The organism is Rhodopirellula sp. J20-39 (genome assembly GCF_057365095.1).
In genome coordinates this window covers 6,321,082-6,337,790 of the sequence record NZ_CP195123.1, presented here as the reverse complement: position 1 = coordinate 6,337,790, position 16,709 = coordinate 6,321,082, and the positions used below count along the sequence as shown (strand labels likewise).

The 16,709-nt window shown below is 53.6% G+C and carries 12 protein-coding genes; 9 read left to right on the top strand and 3 right to left on the bottom strand.

The features are described from left to right. The first annotated feature begins 14 nt into the window (after positions 1–14). On the top strand, positions 15–1,352 hold the full coding sequence (locus ACR3ZL_RS23085; protein WP_473650740.1) for a glutamate-5-semialdehyde dehydrogenase: 1,338 nt from the start codon (positions 15–17) through the stop codon (positions 1,350–1,352). A gap of 8 nt (positions 1,353–1,360) precedes the next feature. Then, positions 1,361–2,632: a flagellar motor switch protein FliM gene (gene fliM, locus ACR3ZL_RS23080; protein ID WP_473650741.1), complete on the top strand. Its 1,272-nt coding sequence runs from the start codon at positions 1,361–1,363 to the stop codon at positions 2,630–2,632. Between the two features lie 66 nt (positions 2,633–2,698). Here fliM and ACR3ZL_RS23075 read toward each other — a convergent pair whose 3' ends face one another. After that, positions 2,699–3,811 (bottom strand): DUF4261 domain-containing protein, encoded by a 1,113-nt coding sequence (locus ACR3ZL_RS23075; protein WP_473650742.1) that lies wholly within the window; start codon positions 3,809–3,811, stop codon positions 2,699–2,701. A 450-nt stretch (positions 3,812–4,261) separates the two neighbouring features. On the opposite strand from ACR3ZL_RS23075, the gene ACR3ZL_RS23070 reads away from it, so the two are divergent. Next, positions 4,262–4,894: a response regulator gene (locus ACR3ZL_RS23070; protein ID WP_473650743.1), complete on the top strand. Its 633-nt coding sequence runs from the start codon at positions 4,262–4,264 to the stop codon at positions 4,892–4,894. Between the two features lie 234 nt (positions 4,895–5,128). Here the strand turns inward: ACR3ZL_RS23070 and ACR3ZL_RS23065 are convergent, their stop codons facing one another. Beyond that, the gene (locus ACR3ZL_RS23065; protein ID WP_473650744.1) at positions 5,129–6,436 is read right to left on the bottom strand and encodes a DEAD/DEAH box helicase; all 1,308 of its coding nucleotides are present in this window, start codon (positions 6,434–6,436) and stop codon (positions 5,129–5,131) included. Positions 6,437–7,215: 779 nt separating this feature from the next. Between ACR3ZL_RS23065 and tig the strand changes: the two genes are divergently transcribed. The 4 genes from tig to ACR3ZL_RS23045 all read left to right on the top strand — a co-directional run bounded on the left by tig (position 7,216) and on the right by ACR3ZL_RS23045 (position 10,488). After that, a complete protein-coding gene (gene tig, locus ACR3ZL_RS23060; RefSeq protein ID WP_473650745.1) occupies positions 7,216–8,727 on the top strand; it encodes a trigger factor in 1,512 nt (503 codons plus the stop codon). 178 nt (positions 8,728–8,905) lie between these two features. Next, positions 8,906–9,130, top strand: coding sequence for a hypothetical protein (locus ACR3ZL_RS23055; RefSeq protein ID WP_473650746.1), 225 nt, complete (start codon positions 8,906–8,908; stop codon positions 9,128–9,130). An 8-nt stretch (positions 9,131–9,138) separates the two neighbouring features. Continuing rightward, positions 9,139–9,636 (top strand): tRNA (cytidine(34)-2'-O)-methyltransferase, encoded by a 498-nt coding sequence (locus ACR3ZL_RS23050; RefSeq protein WP_473650747.1) that lies wholly within the window; start codon positions 9,139–9,141, stop codon positions 9,634–9,636. Positions 9,637–9,855: 219 nt separating this feature from the next. Beyond that, the gene (locus ACR3ZL_RS23045; protein WP_473650748.1) at positions 9,856–10,488 is read left to right on the top strand and encodes a zinc-ribbon domain-containing protein; all 633 of its coding nucleotides are present in this window, start codon (positions 9,856–9,858) and stop codon (positions 10,486–10,488) included. A 145-nt stretch (positions 10,489–10,633) separates the two neighbouring features. Here the strand turns inward: ACR3ZL_RS23045 and ACR3ZL_RS23040 are convergent, their stop codons facing one another. After that, a complete protein-coding gene (locus tag ACR3ZL_RS23040) occupies positions 10,634–11,365 on the bottom strand; it encodes an SDR family oxidoreductase (RefSeq protein WP_473650749.1) in 732 nt (243 codons plus the stop codon). 405 nt (positions 11,366–11,770) lie between these two features. Here ACR3ZL_RS23040 and ACR3ZL_RS23035 point away from each other — a divergent pair, with 405 nt between their 5' ends. Together ACR3ZL_RS23035 and ACR3ZL_RS23030 are read left to right on the top strand one after the other, a co-directional pair. Further along, entirely contained in the window at positions 11,771–13,555 is a 1,785-nt protein-coding gene (locus ACR3ZL_RS23035) for a hypothetical protein (protein ID WP_486172996.1), read from the top strand. Between the two features lie 273 nt (positions 13,556–13,828). Next, positions 13,829–16,270, top strand: coding sequence for a prolyl oligopeptidase family serine peptidase (locus ACR3ZL_RS23030; protein WP_473650751.1), 2,442 nt, complete (start codon positions 13,829–13,831; stop codon positions 16,268–16,270). Positions 16,271–16,709: the final 439 nt, after the last annotated feature.

The window sequence follows — 16,709 nt, the reverse complement described above, 5'->3', positions numbered from 1 at the left end:
GAAAAATTATCCCCATGACGCCCCCCATCTCAGACGCAACTCAAGACTCTGGCACCGCTCAGGATTCCAGTGACGCGCAAGCATCGGATGCCGCTAGCGATCTGCAAGCGAGTTGTTTGAAGATCGCCGAACAAGCCAAAGCGGCTTCGCGCCAACTTGCTTCGCTGGATACCGAAATCAAGAATCAGTGGTTGCTTCAGTCCGCTGATGCCTTGGTTGCCGCCGCCGACGAAGTGATGGCAGCGAATGCCAAGGATCTTGAAGCGGCTCCACAGTACGGGCTAACCGACGCGAGTATCGATCGGCTGAAGCTTGATGCGGCCCGGATTGGATCGATCGCTACCGGGCTGCGTGAGATCGCTGCACTGAAGGATCCGATCGGTGAAGTGTTAGACGGGTTCACTCGTCCCGGTGGGATGAAGATCGAGAAACGCCGGGTGCCGTTGGGGGTGGTGTTCTTTATCTACGAGAGTCGTCCTAACGTGACCGCGGACGCCGCGGGTATCTGCGTGAAGAGCGGCAACGCGGTCATCCTGCGTGGTGGCAAAGAAGCGATGCATAGCAGCCAAGCCATCGTCAAGGTTCTGCACCGTGTGGCAGCGGAGGTCGGCATTCCCGAACACGCCGTCCAGTTGGTCGGCACCACGGACCGAGCCGCTGTGGGACATTTCTTGAAGCTGAATAAGCAAATCGATGTCACCATTCCTCGAGGCGGCGAGAGCTTGATTCGCCGCGTCGCCAGCGAAGCGACGATGCCGGTGATCAAGCATTACGACGGCAATTGCCACGTTTATGTGGACGCGTCGGCGGACATCGAAATGGCCGTTAACGTGGTCGAAAACTCCAAATGCCATCGTTTGGGGGTGTGCAATGCGTGCGAATCGCTGCTCATTCACGAATCGATCTTAGCGGAAGCGTTGCCAGCGATCGCCGAACGATTGGCGTCACGTGATATCGAAATGCGGGTCGACGAGCGGGCTGCTCCGCACGTTGCTGGTGGAATCGCGGCAACGGAGGAAGATTTCGGCACCGAGTATTTGGGGCCTACTATTAGCATTGCTGTCGTGAATTCGCTCGATGAGGCCGCCGATCACATCAATCGCTATGGCTCTGGACACACTGATGCGATTATTACTTCACATATCGCTGCAGCACAGCGATTCACGGATTTGATCGACAGTTCCGCTGTGATGGTCAACGCCAGCACACGTTTCAACGACGGCGGGATGTTCGGGTTGGGGGCGGAAATTGGCATTTCCACCGATAAGTTTCACGCGCGTGGCCCATGCGGGTTGCGTGAACTGACCAGCTACAAGTACATCGTTCTTGGGAACGGCCATTTGCGGAGCTAGGATTTTCGATGTCAGACGAATCACTCAGTCAGAACCAAGTCGAAAATTTGCTGAAAGCCATGGAAACTGCCAACCTCGATGAAGAGGGTGGCGAGGCCCAAAGCGGCGAACAAGCGGATCAGGCTGATATTGATGGTCTGATGGCGGAGGATCAGGAGTCCGCCGATGGCACTCCTCCAACGCCACAATTGAAGTCTCGCTCGGCGACGGACAAGCCCTATTCCCCCGGTGTCCCGGCGGGAGCACGGATCTCGGCCTACGACTTCAAGCGTCCCGAACGCGTCGGCAAGGACCAGATGCGAGCGATGCAGTCGCTCCATGAGTCGATCGCTAGAAACTTCGGAGCGTCGATTTCTGGGCTGCTGCGAACGATGCTCGAAGTGAAGTTGTTGAGCGTTGATCAACTGACCTATAGCGAGTTCGTCTTCTCGCTGGATAACCCTAGTTGTTTCAATATCATCAAGCCTGAACCCCTGGACGGGCATTGGGTGCTCGATATCGCTCCATCGCTGGCTTACGCGATTATCGATCGCATGTTAGGCGGTGAACCAGTCCCCGGGGAAACCATTCGGCGACCATTGACTGAAATTGAAACCCGGCTGATGTGCCGAGTGGTCGCGTTGTTTCTCGAGCAAATCATCCCCGCATGGGAGAACATCATCGAGCTGAAGCCGGTGATCGAGGCCACTGAAAGCAATCCACAGCTTGCTCAGATCGTGCCTCCCAACGAAGTTGCCATCCTGATCGGGTTCGAAGTCTTGTTGGGCAAGAACCGTGGGATGATGAATTTGTGCATCCCGTTTAACACGATCGAGAAATACAACGCCAAGCTTTCTCGCAATGGTTGGGTCGGCTACGGCAAGTCCAATCCCACCGCCTTTACCCGTCGCAAGATTGTGGACAGTATCGACACTGCTCGCGTGGATGTCGTCGTCACACTGGCTCGTAGTCGTGTCAAAACGAGCGATTTGCTCGATTTGGCGGTAGGGGATGTGATCGCAACGGAGCAAGCAGCGGATCATCCGTTGGAGTTGGCGATTCAGGACATCCCTAAGTTCCATGCCAGTGCGGGGGCCTTCAAGGGCAAGAAGGCGGTCCAGATCCAAGACACGATCGAAGTTAAACGCAGTCCAGTCGACCCCGACGAAATTGACGAAGATTCGGACGAGGCTACCAGTTCAGCGGCGTCGGCGACGCAAGCGAAACCAGCCGCGGAAGCCGAGGTCAGCGATCCGGTCGCGAATGCCGAAAAGCTGCTGGCTCAAGCTAAGAAGGCCTAGTCTATAAGAAGACCTAGTCCAAGCGTGATTCGGCTAACCGAACCGTCTTATCGATTCGGCACCGCCTTAATACGGCGGTTGGCCCGGCGGTTCTTCTTCCTCGTCTAGATCCTCTAGGAAGTCTTCGATGGATTTGCCGGGTGGATCATGGTCGTCGAGGAAGCTTTCCTCGTCGTCGTCATCGTCGACACCAAGCAGGTCGTCAAACTCTTCATCCAAGTCTTCGTCTTCACCTGGATCTAGCAGGTGGTCAGGCGGTGTGTGGGAGTCATCAGGAATCCAGCGAATGGTTGGGCGCGGCGGATCGGATAGCGATTGTCCACACTCGATCGCCGACCAAGTGATGTTTCCCGGTCCATCGGCGGTGTCGCCGGTGCAGACATCTTCGTCGCCAGCCAGCAGGTAAAGCGTGGCGTGCCGCAGGAAGTTCTCGACTTCGCCGGGGGGATAAACCTCTCGCCGGCAAACCACTTCCATGTCCGGCAAGTCGAATTGGCCGTTGCCGACGGTATCCATGATGACCCAGGCCTCGTCATCGGAAAAAATCCGGACATTGGTCCACATGTCTAGCGGCGGCAGTTCGTGGCTCCAGGCATGGTTCAGTCCTTGTCGCAGGAGCGTCGCGTCCCGCAGAATTTCGCCGCCGGGGTTGTAATAGCAGAGGGCGTCGGGGGACTCGAGCAATGCGGTGACGGCACGAGTCAATGTGTTCAGCTCCGCCATTGAGTCGTAGTCTTCGGGCACCAACGGCAGGTCATCGTCATCATCATCGTCTTCTTCGTTGCCGAGCACGTAGCTGATTAGCAAGCGAATATGCGCAGTGTGCTGCTCAACCGCGTCGGCGGCTTCGTCCCAGCCCCATGACTGGGAAGCAGCCCGTTCCAGGCCTCCTGGGAATGCAAGAGGTCCGAATTGTCCTAGAGACCAAGCCACGAATCGCTCAGGCGACTCTTCCGGATCACCCATGTCGTCCGGCCAGCATGCTGAAGTCGGTGTCACCAACAAGTGTCCACTCACTTCAGGTCGAAATGAGTACACCAACGTTTCAGGCGAATCCTCGTCATCGGATTCCTGACGAGCCACTAACTCAAAGGATTTCAGCCGTTCCTGGATTTCCTCCATTGGCATAGGCTGCCGCAGCAGCACGCACATGCCTTGGGTGAACAATCCTTTAGCCATCAAGCACACCTCCAAAACCCTCAATTTAAGGCAGTCACACCTTTCGGGCGACCGATCGCTCTCAGTTTTTCTTACGGATCAGCGAATTAACGGCGGCAGGATACCATCGAAGACGGTTTGTATCGATTAAGTTTGGATTTTCGCCTGGATCCATGTGCTTTTTGAACATCCGGCACAGGACTCAAGTCCCCCTCCAGTGTATTATTGGAGTGTATCACCGCCATTGGGTGACCTTCTGTCGTCAGTAAGTGTCGGATAGAATCCCCAAAAAGTAATTACTCGGTTAGCGGTTTATACCAGCGGTTGACGCGATACTACTCTTGGAAGGGGGGCACACCCTTCTATGTCGCAAACGTGTTTCAGATTGCTACGAAAAGTAGTTACGCAGAAAGCGGCAACCACGCGATAAATCGCTGCTAACACTTCCCACTACGCGTTTAGGACTTACCGATGACCAAGCGACTTCTTATTGTCGATGACCACGCCGTCTCGAGGTTGGGCACCCGCGCCGCACTTAGTGAAACCGACATTGAAGTCGTCGGTGAAGCAACTAAGGCAGCCGAGGCACTCGCCTTTGTAGAAGAAAACACACCAGATGCGATTTTGCTAGACATCCGCATGGAAGGTGGCGACGGCCTCAATACCCTAGGGCGGGTCAAGCTTGACCACCCCGATTTGCCAGTGCTGTTGTTCTCCGGATACGACAACCCAACTTACGTGGCTCGAGCAGTCGCTTTGGGGGCAGCCGGCTACATTTTGAAGACTGCACCCGTTGAACGCCTAATCGAAGCACTGAACCTGTGCTTCGCTGGTGAGCAATCCTGGACTCGCGAAGAACTTCGCCGCGTCACAGGTGCCTTGGCGACTCCACGGATGAACCAAGATATTGACGTTCCATTGACCCAGCGTGAAAGCGAAGTGCTTCGCCAAATGGCTTTGGGTTTGACCAACAAAGAAATCGCCAAGATGCTTGGCATCAGCTACGAGACTGTGAAAGAGCACGTCCAACACATCCTGCGAAAGCTAGGTGTATCGGATCGTACCCAAGCCGCGGTTTGGGCTGTTCGTAAGAACTTGGTTTAGTTCACTCGAACCTGACCTTCGTATTAAGCCTCTGTTTGATCAGTAATCTGATTGGGCACGAGGCTTTTTTCGTGCGCCGGTGTGCGGGCTGATGATGCGAAAAGGTTGGGCTGATGATGTGAAGCTGCTGGCCTGGGGACGTGCAAAGTTGACAAGCGGATACGAAAAACGGCCCGATGTGAAAACACCGAGCCGTTTCGAATTCATCAAGAGAAGCTGTTGTCTCGTAGGAGACTAGATCGACGCGTGGCGTCCAGCGTTCTTGTTTCCGCCAAACTTCCTGCCGCCGCCTTTGCCACCGCGAGGTTGGCCGCCTTGGCCGAACGCTCGACCTGGCTTGCTGCCGCGACCGCCACCACCGTTGCCGTGAGGCCGGCCACGGCCTTGCTTGGGGGCACCGGAAGCGGGTTCGAAGGATTCCTCGGGGTTTTCAACTGGGATCTTCTTCCCGATCAAGCTTTCAATCGCTCGCAGTTCGTCCAGTTCATCACCGGTACAGAACGAGATTGCGATCCCCTGGGCACCGGCACGACCGGTTCGGCCAATGCGGTGAACGTAACTTTCCGGTTCGACAGGCATGTCGTAGTTGACCACATGGCTGACGCCGTCGATATCGATCCCGCGTGCCGCCACGTCGGTGGCGACGAGCACGCCGATATCATTGTTACGGAACGCATGCAGTGCTTTTTGACGAGCGTTTTGCGTTTTATTGCCGTGAATCGCAACCGCTTTGATGCCTTCGCGGTCCAACTTGCGGACCAGAGCGTTGGCGCCGTGCTTGGTTCGTGTGAACACGATGGCCCGTTCGCAATCCTTACGGGATAGCAAATTGCTGATGGTCGAAAGCTTGTTATCGCGGCGGACGATCCGCAAGCGTTGTTCGATCTGTTCCACGCTGGTGCGTTTAGGAGTGACGTTGATCGACACTGGATTGAACAGCAACTGATTCGAAAGTTCACGGATCTTCGGAGCCAAGGTGGCTGAGAAGAACAGCGATTGCCGTTGGTTAGGCAAATTCGAAATGATTTTCTTGAGTGCGGGCAGGAAGCCCATGTCCAGCATTCGGTCAGCTTCGTCGAGAACGAAGATCTGGATATCGCAAAGATCAAGTTCACCTTGGTCCATTAGGTCAATCAGACGACCTGGCGTTGCGATCAAGACATCCACGCCGCGGCGCAGGGCCTGGACTTGATTGCCTTGGCCAACACCGCCGTAGACCAACGCGGTGCGAACCTTCATGTGCTTGCCATAGCAGCGAAAGCTCTCGTCAATTTGGATCGCCAATTCGCGAGTTGGTGCCAAGACCAACGTGGTTGGGCGTTTAGCCGCTGCTTTGGGCTTTTCGTGCCCTAGAAAATCGAGGATCGGAATTGCGAAAGCAGCGGTCTTGCCGGTTCCGGTTTGGGCACATCCGAGGATGTCTTGTCCAGCGATTCCGGGTGGAATGGCTTGAGCTTGGATGGGGGTCGGTGTTGTGTAGTTTTGCTCGGCGAGGGCCTTTTTGACCGGCTCGAACAAGTCCATTTTCTCAAAAGTATTCAAGTAACTTCTTTGTGCAAAGAGAGAGACAAAAGCTGATGGGACGGCGAAAGAAAATCGCATCCGACGACTTTCGGCCAACAAGAAGGGCCAAAAATCCTGAGTGATCCGGGTGGACCACAGGCAGCTTTCCAAGAGGGTCAAGCAACGCTTTTGATTTAAAAAAGCATTTCCTGTTACGACTTGACCCGTATAAGGAGAGTCGTGCCAATCCGTTTGACACGCAAGTTCCGGCAATAGTACACCGCTGTTAGAGCAAAGTACACCACGAAGCGGTAATTTAGGGGGCATTGCTCGCAAAGCCGGGATTCCGCGCACCACTTGGTCCGAACGTGCTATCTGGCGCATTGCGTCGACCACGAATCGGTCGTCAAGCGTGCTAACAAATTGGTTTGGACGAAGGCCGCTATCCGCAAACGGGTCGACCAGGACCAAATCACGTTGGCGGGGTTTAAATTCTTGAGCCGCATTCAAAGCCGGTGTTAAGCACGTCCAAAGCCTGTCTAAGTCGCTGCTGCGGTATTTCAAAAGACGCTTGTTCACAACAAATCAACAGAATCCTTTGTAATTCCTCGCGTTTCGTGGGATTCCTGGACCGGGCGTCTTGCCGATCGCCGTCCTCAAACACTACACTTCCGCGTTGACGACCGGACCGATAATGGGCTGGTTGTCTTCCACAGTACACACTGACACTTCAGCGAATACGCTGGAATTTTCCGTCCGTGGTGCTCTCACGGTTACGACCGCGAGCGCCCTCCTCTGGCAAGAAGTAAGAAAACAGGATGTCCACGTCCGTCGAAAACGATCTGAGCGTGAACGACACGCCCGAAAAAGCCGCGTTGCAACTGCAAGTCACAGTGGAGAAGCCACACTCCTGCTTGCGTGAAGTGATCGTCTCGATCCCACGCACCGAAGTCGATCGTTACCTCAAGGAAGCTTTCGATGAATTGGTCACCGACGCGCAGGTCCCTGGTTTTCGTGCCGGTCGTGCACCTCGCAAGCTAGTCGAAAAGCAATTCAAAGACCGCATCGAAGACCGTGTCAAAGGCTCGCTGTTAATGGACAGCCTGAGTCAGGTCACCGAGGAAGCTGAGTTCTCAGCGATTGGTGAGCCCGATTTCGATTACGAATCGATCGAGTTGCCCGAAGAAGGCGAGTTCAAGTACCAGTTCAAGATTGAAGTGCGTCCTGAATTCAGCACTCCAAACTGGAAGGGTCTGGAACTCAACAAGCCTGTCGAAACCATTGACGAAGCCGAAGTTGACGTTGCGTTGCAGCGTGTTCTGGGACGCTACGCCACGCTGGAAGCCAGTGCCGAACCTGCCGAACTCGGCGACAAATTGCTGGTCACCGCTGTCTTTAAGGATGGCGACAAGAAACTATCCGAAATGGACGAAGAACGCGTCACGTTGGCTAAGCGATTGAGCTTGTCCGATGCGGTTTGCGAGAACTTCGGCGAACTGATGGCTGGCCAAAAAGAAGGTGACGTGATCACTGGCAAGGCTAAGCTAAGTGAAGCTCACGCTACTGAAGAGCTGCAAGGCAAAGAAGTCGACGTTACGTTCACGATCGTCGAAGTTCTGAAGCAAGAACTTCCGAAGCTCACCCCTGAGTTCTTGGACGAACTTGGTGAATTCGAATCGGAAAGTGAACTGCGTGACTTCGTTCGTGCATCGCTCGAGCGTCAAGCAAACTACCGTACCGAGCAAGCACTTCGTACTTCGATCATCGAGCAATTGCTTGCTGACGCTGAGTTCGACTTGCCACCAACGTTGGTCAAGCGACAAACCAAGCGAGAATTGGACCGTAAGGTTCTTGAATTCCGCCGCAGCGGTTTCGATGACGACATGATTCGTCGTTTCGTCAACGCGAACCGTCAAAACCTACAAGCTGGTACCGAGACATCGCTGCGAGAGCACTTCATCCTTGAGCAAATTGCTGAGGAAGAAAAGATCGACGCGTTGCCAGAAGAGTACGATGCTGAAATCGAACTGATCGCTGAGCAAAGCGACACTTCGCCTCGTCGTATTCGTGCTCGTTTCGAAAAGACTGGCCAAATGGACGGTTTGCGAAACCAGATCGTCGAACGCAAGGTTATCGAAGCGATCACTGCGGCAGCCAAGGTGACTGACGAACCAGTGACCAAGGAACCAGAAGACCAAGACGAAGAATTCGCGGTCTACCACGAAATCGTGCCTACCAAGGATCTTGATGCGATCCCTGAAGCGAAGTACGCCGATAACACACCTAAGGGATCCGAGCCTGATTCGGATACCGATAAGGACAAAGACTGATTTCGTCGTTCCCTTGATCCTTCGGTGACCAAGGACTGACAAAGCACATCAAAAGGCGGGCGCGTGAGTTTTCATGTGACCCGCCTTTTTTTGTTTTTCATGCGTATTGTGTCTTCAAGCAACCTCGTATCTTCAGCGTTCCCCATAACGACTCAATGCCACGAATCGACAACACGCGATGAACTCCGATTTCGATGACGACGACTTCGACACGGATGACTTCGACGACGGCGATGACGAGTCCGACGAGGACGAAGAGTACCAGGACTTTTTACGCCGAGAGTTTCCCGATCAGTACGCTGGAGGCGGTGGTGGTGGAAGCAGCCTGCCTTCGCATTGGAAGTGGACGGCTTGGGGATTGCTTGCTCTACTCGCGACCTTTTGGCTTCTCTCACTTCTATAGTTTTGACCATGTTGCCGACTCCCGCTCATATCGTGCTCTACCGGCCTGAGATCCCTCAGAACACAGGTAACATCGGTCGCACCTGCGTTGCGGTGAACGCCAAGCTTTGGATCGTCGAGCCAGCCTCTTTTTCGTTTGAAGAGAAGCGTCTGCGTCGGGCTGGCCTGGACTACTGGCAGCATCTGGATATCGAAATGGTGCCGGATTGGGAAACCTTGACCAGCAAGCTCGACCCCGCACGTTTTCACTTCCTTTCGAAGTATGCCAATCGGATGCTTTGGGATTGTGAGCTTCAGGTCGGCGATGTGTTTGTTTTTGGGCAGGAAACCAGCGGGCTTCCCGATCACATCATGTCGCCCACCGACCCGCGATCGGTTCGATTACCGACCGATCCGAAGGTTCGTAGCTTGAACTTGGCCACCACAGCCGGGATCGTTTTATACGAGCATCAGCGACAGTGCTATCAACGAAACCCAGCGGCTTTTGCGTCGGCACCGAATGCTTGAGCTGGCACGACTGAACCGGTCTTACACTGACAATGTATTGCAGGTACAGCGTGCCCATTTGCCTGAAACTACAATGTCCTGATTGCCTGCGGTATGATGGAGTTTGTCTAAAGCCGTATGACAAGGCTGGTGATTGGATCGTGATTTACAAGTTGAGGGCATTGGTCTCGACTTAGGTGAGCGGAATTCGCTCGGAATGGTACAAGGACTGATCGATCGATGATTCTGATCGGCACGATGAACTTGACGCGAACTCGCGAGACGGGTGATTTCTATTGTCCGACTTGTAATCTGTCGCAGCCGTACCGATTGCGTGCTCGGCGTCCGTTTCTGACGTTGTACTTCATTCCGACGGTCCCGATCGGCAATGCAGAATTGTTCGTCACTTGCAGTCACTGCAAAAACAATTGGGACGAAAGCGTTCTGCATCTCGACCAAGCCGCTCATCAGCAAGTGCAGCTCGAGCAGTTTCAGGACGAGGCAATTCGTTCAGCGGTCTTGATCACTTTGCAAGGCGAAGACATCACTGAAGACGAAGTCCAGAGCCTGATTCATATCTCAAACGTGTTATTTGAACGCGAGATTGAACGGGAGGAATTGGGGCGGCTTTGCTCGATCGCACGTCGGTCCAATATTCAGGCAACAAATTATGTTTTGACCGTATCAAAACGGTGGACCGTGCAACAGAAGTTTCTCGCTTTGCAGGGAATGTTCTTGGCAGCCACGTCCCAGCTTGGAGAGATCCCAGCCGAAACGATTGCCACTCTCACAGAAATGCGAGATTTGTTGCAGCTATCGGACAATGAATTTCGCATCGCGATCGACGATGCGCTCGACTACCAAATGGGATAGCCATCGCGGTTTGTTGCTGGCAAAGCGACGCAAAGGTCGGTGTTCCCGACAGGTGCACGCATTGGAAGCCGACTCATGACGACGGCTGGTTGCCTTACGACGAAACCGTGCACCAATCGTGAGCAGCAGCACCCTGTCCTGACTGCTACACCCACTCCTGCGTTGTGGGCTTGATGACAATTTCGGGGACACAAGCTCGCGGTGGCAATTCGCAGATCGATTTAACTACCTTTGCAATGTCTTCGGGTTGCAAGATCGATGCTTTGTGTTCGTCCGATACTGGGACGGGACGCTTCTCTAGAATCGGTGTGTTCACCTCGCCAGGATAGACGTTGGTGATGCGAACTCCCTCGTGGCGCACTTCGTTAGCCACCGCGGTGCCCATCGCTGTCATCGCAAACTTGCTGGCGCAATACACAACACCTCCTAGAGCTATCGCTCGTTTGCCTGCAACCGACGAAATATTGATGATCAGCCCGTCGCGACGGTCTCGCATCGCAGGCAGCACTTGGTGCATGCAACGATATGCGCCAGTCGCGTTGATCCGCAGCACACGTTCCCATTCATCGGGATCCATTTCCGCCATGGTCCGTTTGGCGATATTGATGCCAGCGCTGTTCACCAAAATATCAACCGGCCCCACGCTGCCTTGCAAATCGCCAAAAAACGCTTCGATGCTGGCTGGTTCGGCAACATCGATCTTATGCGTCCGGATCGGTAGCGTAGACTTTGTCTCCGCCGCCAGTTGATCGAGGGGTTCGGTGCGGCGTCCGCCCACGGTGACGTTCGCGCCTGCTAGCGCGAGTTCTGTCGCAATGCCTGCTCCGATCCCGGTTCCGCCACCGATCACGGCGACAATTTTTCCTGATAGTTGCATCTGAATAACTTCAATGTGAGGATTTAAAGTTGGGTTGTTTGGCGGCAATGATCGTGGTCCGCTAAGGCTTAAACGATTCGTTGATCCGCCAAGTCTGGAGATCCAGAGCCGAACACCTCGAATCGAGGCGAGCAAATGCGTGCAGCAAATGATTGGGTAATTGAAAGGTGCCTGTGGTTGATAGCCGCTGGTCTCGTTTGGCGGGTTTAGGGCCACGCTTAACATCGGATTGTCCCGCTCGTCTATTCTAGCGTTTAGGAGGTTGGCTGGGAGTAGATATCGCTTTCAAAGTGAGTGGGGAATCGCTGAGTATGAAGTGAGGATCGCCAGCCTAATGTATTCATCGGTGTGTCATTTCGTTTCAGGTTTTCAGTGCAAGCGATCGGTAAGATCAGGTTTGGAAAAATGGTAGCGTTGGCTGAAATAACGGATCAAATCAACGCCAGTTTGAAGGAGTCTGAAGGGGCAATTACGGCATTGCGAAGAGCGAATCGAGAAACTCCTCGTTTGCTGAGTATGGTTACCAATCAACGCACCGAAGCGTTGCTAGAACTCGCTCGGCACTATCTTCCTGATTTGACACATCAAACATTGGCAACGACTTGGCATGAGGTCCGAGACCAAATTCAAGAATTGCTTTTGCTGCGGGATGATAATTGTCGTCGGTGTCAAACCAAGTTAGACGAAGCTTCCGCTCATGCGTCTGATTTAGAGCATCGGCTTCAAATCGCGGTGAAACAACAGGAGAAAGCCCATCGTGACTTGCTTTCCAAGACAGGTAACTACCGCAAATCGATAAGAGTTGATCCCAGCGTTCAACGTCTCACCGATGAAGTCGCTCGGGTGCAGCAAGAATTGGATGAGGCTGTCATCGCTTTCGAAAGAGCCCGAGGGCATGCGGATGAGAAGTTGCCTGATTTCGAAGAGTGCGAGCTGTTTACCTATTTGCGTGATAAACAGTATGGAACCCCTAGGTATAAGGGATCAGGTATCGGACGCCGTTGGGATCGTTGGATCGCAAAGTTAGTTCAGTTTGATGCTGCCAATACCAGCTATCTTCATCTCGTTCAGACGCCACCCCAGATCGCCAAGCTGATCCGAGAAAAGCAAGCGGTCTATCACCAGTTGCTTTCGGAAATCACAGAGGTTCGTCGTCGGACCGAGATTGAGCGAGAGGAGGCATATCAAAGGTATGGGATTGGAGAGCAAAAGGCGAAGTGGGAATCTTGTTGTGCCGAAGTGGCGGCTTTGGAAGAAGAGCTGAACTTAGCCACGTGGGATGTTACGATCCTGGAGTCGGACATCGAGCATGCGTGTGATATCCAAGGAGATTTACATCAAAAGGCATTGCGAATATTCGCGGACTTTCTGGACAAGATCGAACCAGAGCTTTTGAAAGGATATGCGGATTGCACCCCGTCTCCGGTTGACGACCAAATTGCCGCACGGATTCGCAGTCTAGAAGCTGAAATCGGTGAAGCCCAGCAACGCAGTCAGCATCGATCACAGCGCATTGGTGACTTGGAAATGTTCCGATCGGCACTTGGTGAGCTCGCAAGTCGCTTGCGAAGTCATGTCGCTCAATCGGGCGGCAGTATTGATGTTCGCAACGATTTCCAATTTCCCGTGATTCTGAAAGATCTTCGTGAGCAGAAAATTTCGCCCCTTAAGGCTTGGCGATTGCTTGCTGGGGCACTGCTTTTGGACAGTCAAGTCACATCAATCGGTGGACGGCCGATACTGGATACGATCGACGCCGCTTTTCTTGCTGCGGCCAGTGATCGAACCGATGGCAATGCCCCAGTGGCCACTTCACCTTCGCTGACGCGTTCCAGTGAAATTTTGGTTGAGCCGCGCTTGGCTTTTTCTCAAACGCCGACCGAAGCGACTTACCAACCGCTCGCATCCTGTTCGGATCAGGCAAACGCAAACGATGTCGTTTCCGTCCTGGCAACAAAAGACATCCGCTGCTTCGCTAGTCAGGATGAATTCGAACTCGCGGAGCCGGGACTGGGTGGTAACCAATTGGTGCGAATCCACGTCGAAACGGCACGTTTCAATGAAGCTCGGCAGCTTCTTTTGGATGAACTGAAGAAACACGACGTTGCGTGGGATTGCCCTGCATGTCGATCGGAAATCGCCCGAGGCTACCGACAATGTTGGCGGTGTGGAGAACGAAGGCCGGTTTGACTTAGAACGTGATGCAGATCTCAAGACTGAAAAGGTGTGAGGTTTGCGGCTTTGAGTTGCGATACCGGCCAGGGGCGGCGGTCAGGTTCGCATTCGCCCATGCGTTTGTCGACACTTATATGTGTTTGTGTTTTACTAATTACGTCGGCGTCGAATACGGCGTCTTAGTAAAATGCCTCTGAATCACCTATCTAAGTCTGCTCAAGCGGCCTGCCATCGAGCAGAATCTGCCCGAGTAGAAGTAGCCATTCCAAATAGTGAAGCAATAAGTTGATGCAGCGAACGAATTTGACGACCTGCGGTAAAGTTTGGCTCCCCACGTTAGTGGTGCTTTGTGCCCTCAGCTGGCAATGGGATGTAGCCGCTCAAGGAACTCCTGACGACTATGAAGCGTGGCAGTCGTATTCTCAACGCGTGCAAGGCCATGTTTTTCACGACTCGGTTTCTGCGCAATGGGTCGGGAAAGATGATCGCTATTTTTGGTACCGGAACCAAACCGCCAAAGACCGGAATCAATTTGTTTTTGTTGATGCCGAGTTGGGCGTAAAAGAGGCGTTTGATGACTTCAAGGCTCTCAAAAAGAGGATTGCCGAAAAGACTGAGGCTGATGCGGGTGATGTGCCGGTCTACTTAACCGCGCGAAAAGAAATCGTGCGAAGTCGAAACGGAAGCGAGTCCACGACTATCCGCTTTCACAACCAAACGTTGCGAAACCTCGATTACTTCTGGGTTCAGGCGGACGGCCAGCGAAAACGGTACGGCACAGTGAAAGCTAATGAAGTATTGCCGATCCAAACCTTTGATGGGCATGCTTGGCTATTGCAGGATTCCGAAGGCGAAAACGTAGCTGCGTTCGTGGCATCGGTTGGTCAAGAGGACGCCTTAGTTGATGAACGGACTCCGAAGCCGCGATCGTCATCCCGCAAACGCCGGTCGAATAACCGAATCGCATCACCGGATGGACGGTACCGAATTGAATTGAAGGGGCATAACGTTTGGTTGGTTCAAACTGACAACAATGAACGAACACAATTGACCCAAGATGGTTCAGTAGATGATTCGTTTGATGGTCGGGTCTGGTGGTCTCCATCATCGGATCACTTCGTTGTCTTTCAAACCAAAAAAGGTCAGCACCGTAGCATTACGCTGATCGAGTCCTCACCGGACGATTCAATCCATCCCAAGTTAATCGAGGTTCCGTACGACAAGCCGGGCGACGATTTGGATCATCCTGCGGTGGTCTTGTTTTCTGAGTCACTGGACTGGAAGCCTCGACGTATCAAGGACTCCGAGTTTCCCAGTCCTTTTTCGTTACGAGATTTGGCTTGGAAGCCAGAAGGCGATTCGTTTTCGTTTCTCTATAACGAACGCGGTCATCAGCGATTGCGGATCATCACGGTTGATGCGGAAAGCGGTGACGCGACCACAACGATCGATGAAAAAAGTGACACGTTTGTTTGCTATTCGAGCAAGGCGTACGCTCACTATCTTGCGTCAGCGAATCAGTGGATTTGGATGAGTGAACGTAGTGGATGGAACCATCTTTATCTGGTCGATGCCGCAGGTGGTGAAACGGTCAATCCAATCACCCGTGGTTCGTGGGTGGTGCGTGGTGTCGAAGACGTCGACGAGGAAAGCAGACAACTGGTGTTGAAAGTTTCCGGAATGGATCCCCAGGAAGATCCGTATCATGTTCATTGGATACGAGTTGGTTTCGATGGTGCGGACCTTATCAAGTTGACCGAAGGCGACGGAGATCATGAGGTTGAGTTTTCGCCCAATGGCCGCTTCCTAATTGATCGTTATTCAAGAGTCGATTTGCCGCCGGTGACGAACCTTCGTGATGCGGAAACGGGCGAGCTCGTTTGTCATCTCGAAACAGCGGACGCATCGGAGCTCTTGCAGACGGGTTGGCAGCCACCTGAACGTTTCGTTGCGAAGGGACGCGATGGCAAGACGGACATTTACGGCATCATCATTCGGCCAACGGATTTTGATCCCAAGAAGGAATATCCGGTTTTGGAAGCGATCTATGCGGGGCCTCACTCTGCATTCGTGCCCAAGCGTTTCGGCTTGCACACATCGCTTTACGGCATGGCCGAACTCGGTTTCATTGTCGTGAAAATTGATGGCATGGGAACGAATCATCGCAGCAAAGCGTTTCATGATGTGTGCTGGAAGAACCTTGCCGACAGCGGGTTTCCAGACCGGGTTGCGTGGATGAAGGCAGCAGCGAAAACGCGTCCGGAAATGGACCTCTCGCGAGTGGGGATTTGGGGCGGATCCGCCGGCGGCCAAAGTGCAATGCGAGCCTTGATTGATCATGGCGACTTTTACCATGCGGCTGCCGCCGATTGCGGTTGCCACGATAACCGAGTCGACAAGATTTGGTGGAATGAGCAGTGGATGGGATGGCCGATCGGTCCGCACTATGAAGCTCAATCGAATGTCACCGGTGCCAGCAAGATGCAGGGGGATCTGTTATTGATTTGGGGTGAACTCGATCGCAATGTGGATCCGTCCAGTTCCATGCAGGTGGTCAACGCGCTGATCGCCGCTGATAAGGACTTCGAGCAGTTGATTGTTCCCGGGGCTGGTCATGGGGCAGCGGGGCATCCGTACGCCTACCGTCGCCAAGCCGATTTCTTTATTCGAAAGTTGTGGAATCGAGAGCCTCGAACGCCCGAGGTTACCGAGTCCAAGCCGAGCACTTAGCAGTCGCACACGGTAAGCGAGTATCAAGTCGGTGGGTATCCGCTGCAGACTACGTCAGCTTAAAACGACGGTGCATCACTTTTGAATGACGTCGTATTGCTGTCGGTGAGATGGAACAGGTTAGGCTTGTTCAAACGCTGCTTGGTAAGAGCGATTTAGGCACGGAAGATTGTCGACGGACCTAGGCTACGGCCCTCTTAGTGCCGTCACCATGGGGCTCTTCGAACTCTATTATTGAGCCCGTTGCAACGGAGCTCGCTCTTTCGACTCGCTCTCCTCGACAGGGGCCTTCAAAACGCTGTTCAGTCCCCCAATTTTCAAGATGCGCGGTGGGGTAACGATTGGTGCTTCTGGTGTTGCGGGATTTTGAGAAGGCTGCAGTCTCGTGGCATTTCCGAGCAGTTGGTGCCGGGGGGCGGTACCCGGCGAGTGGAGCCGC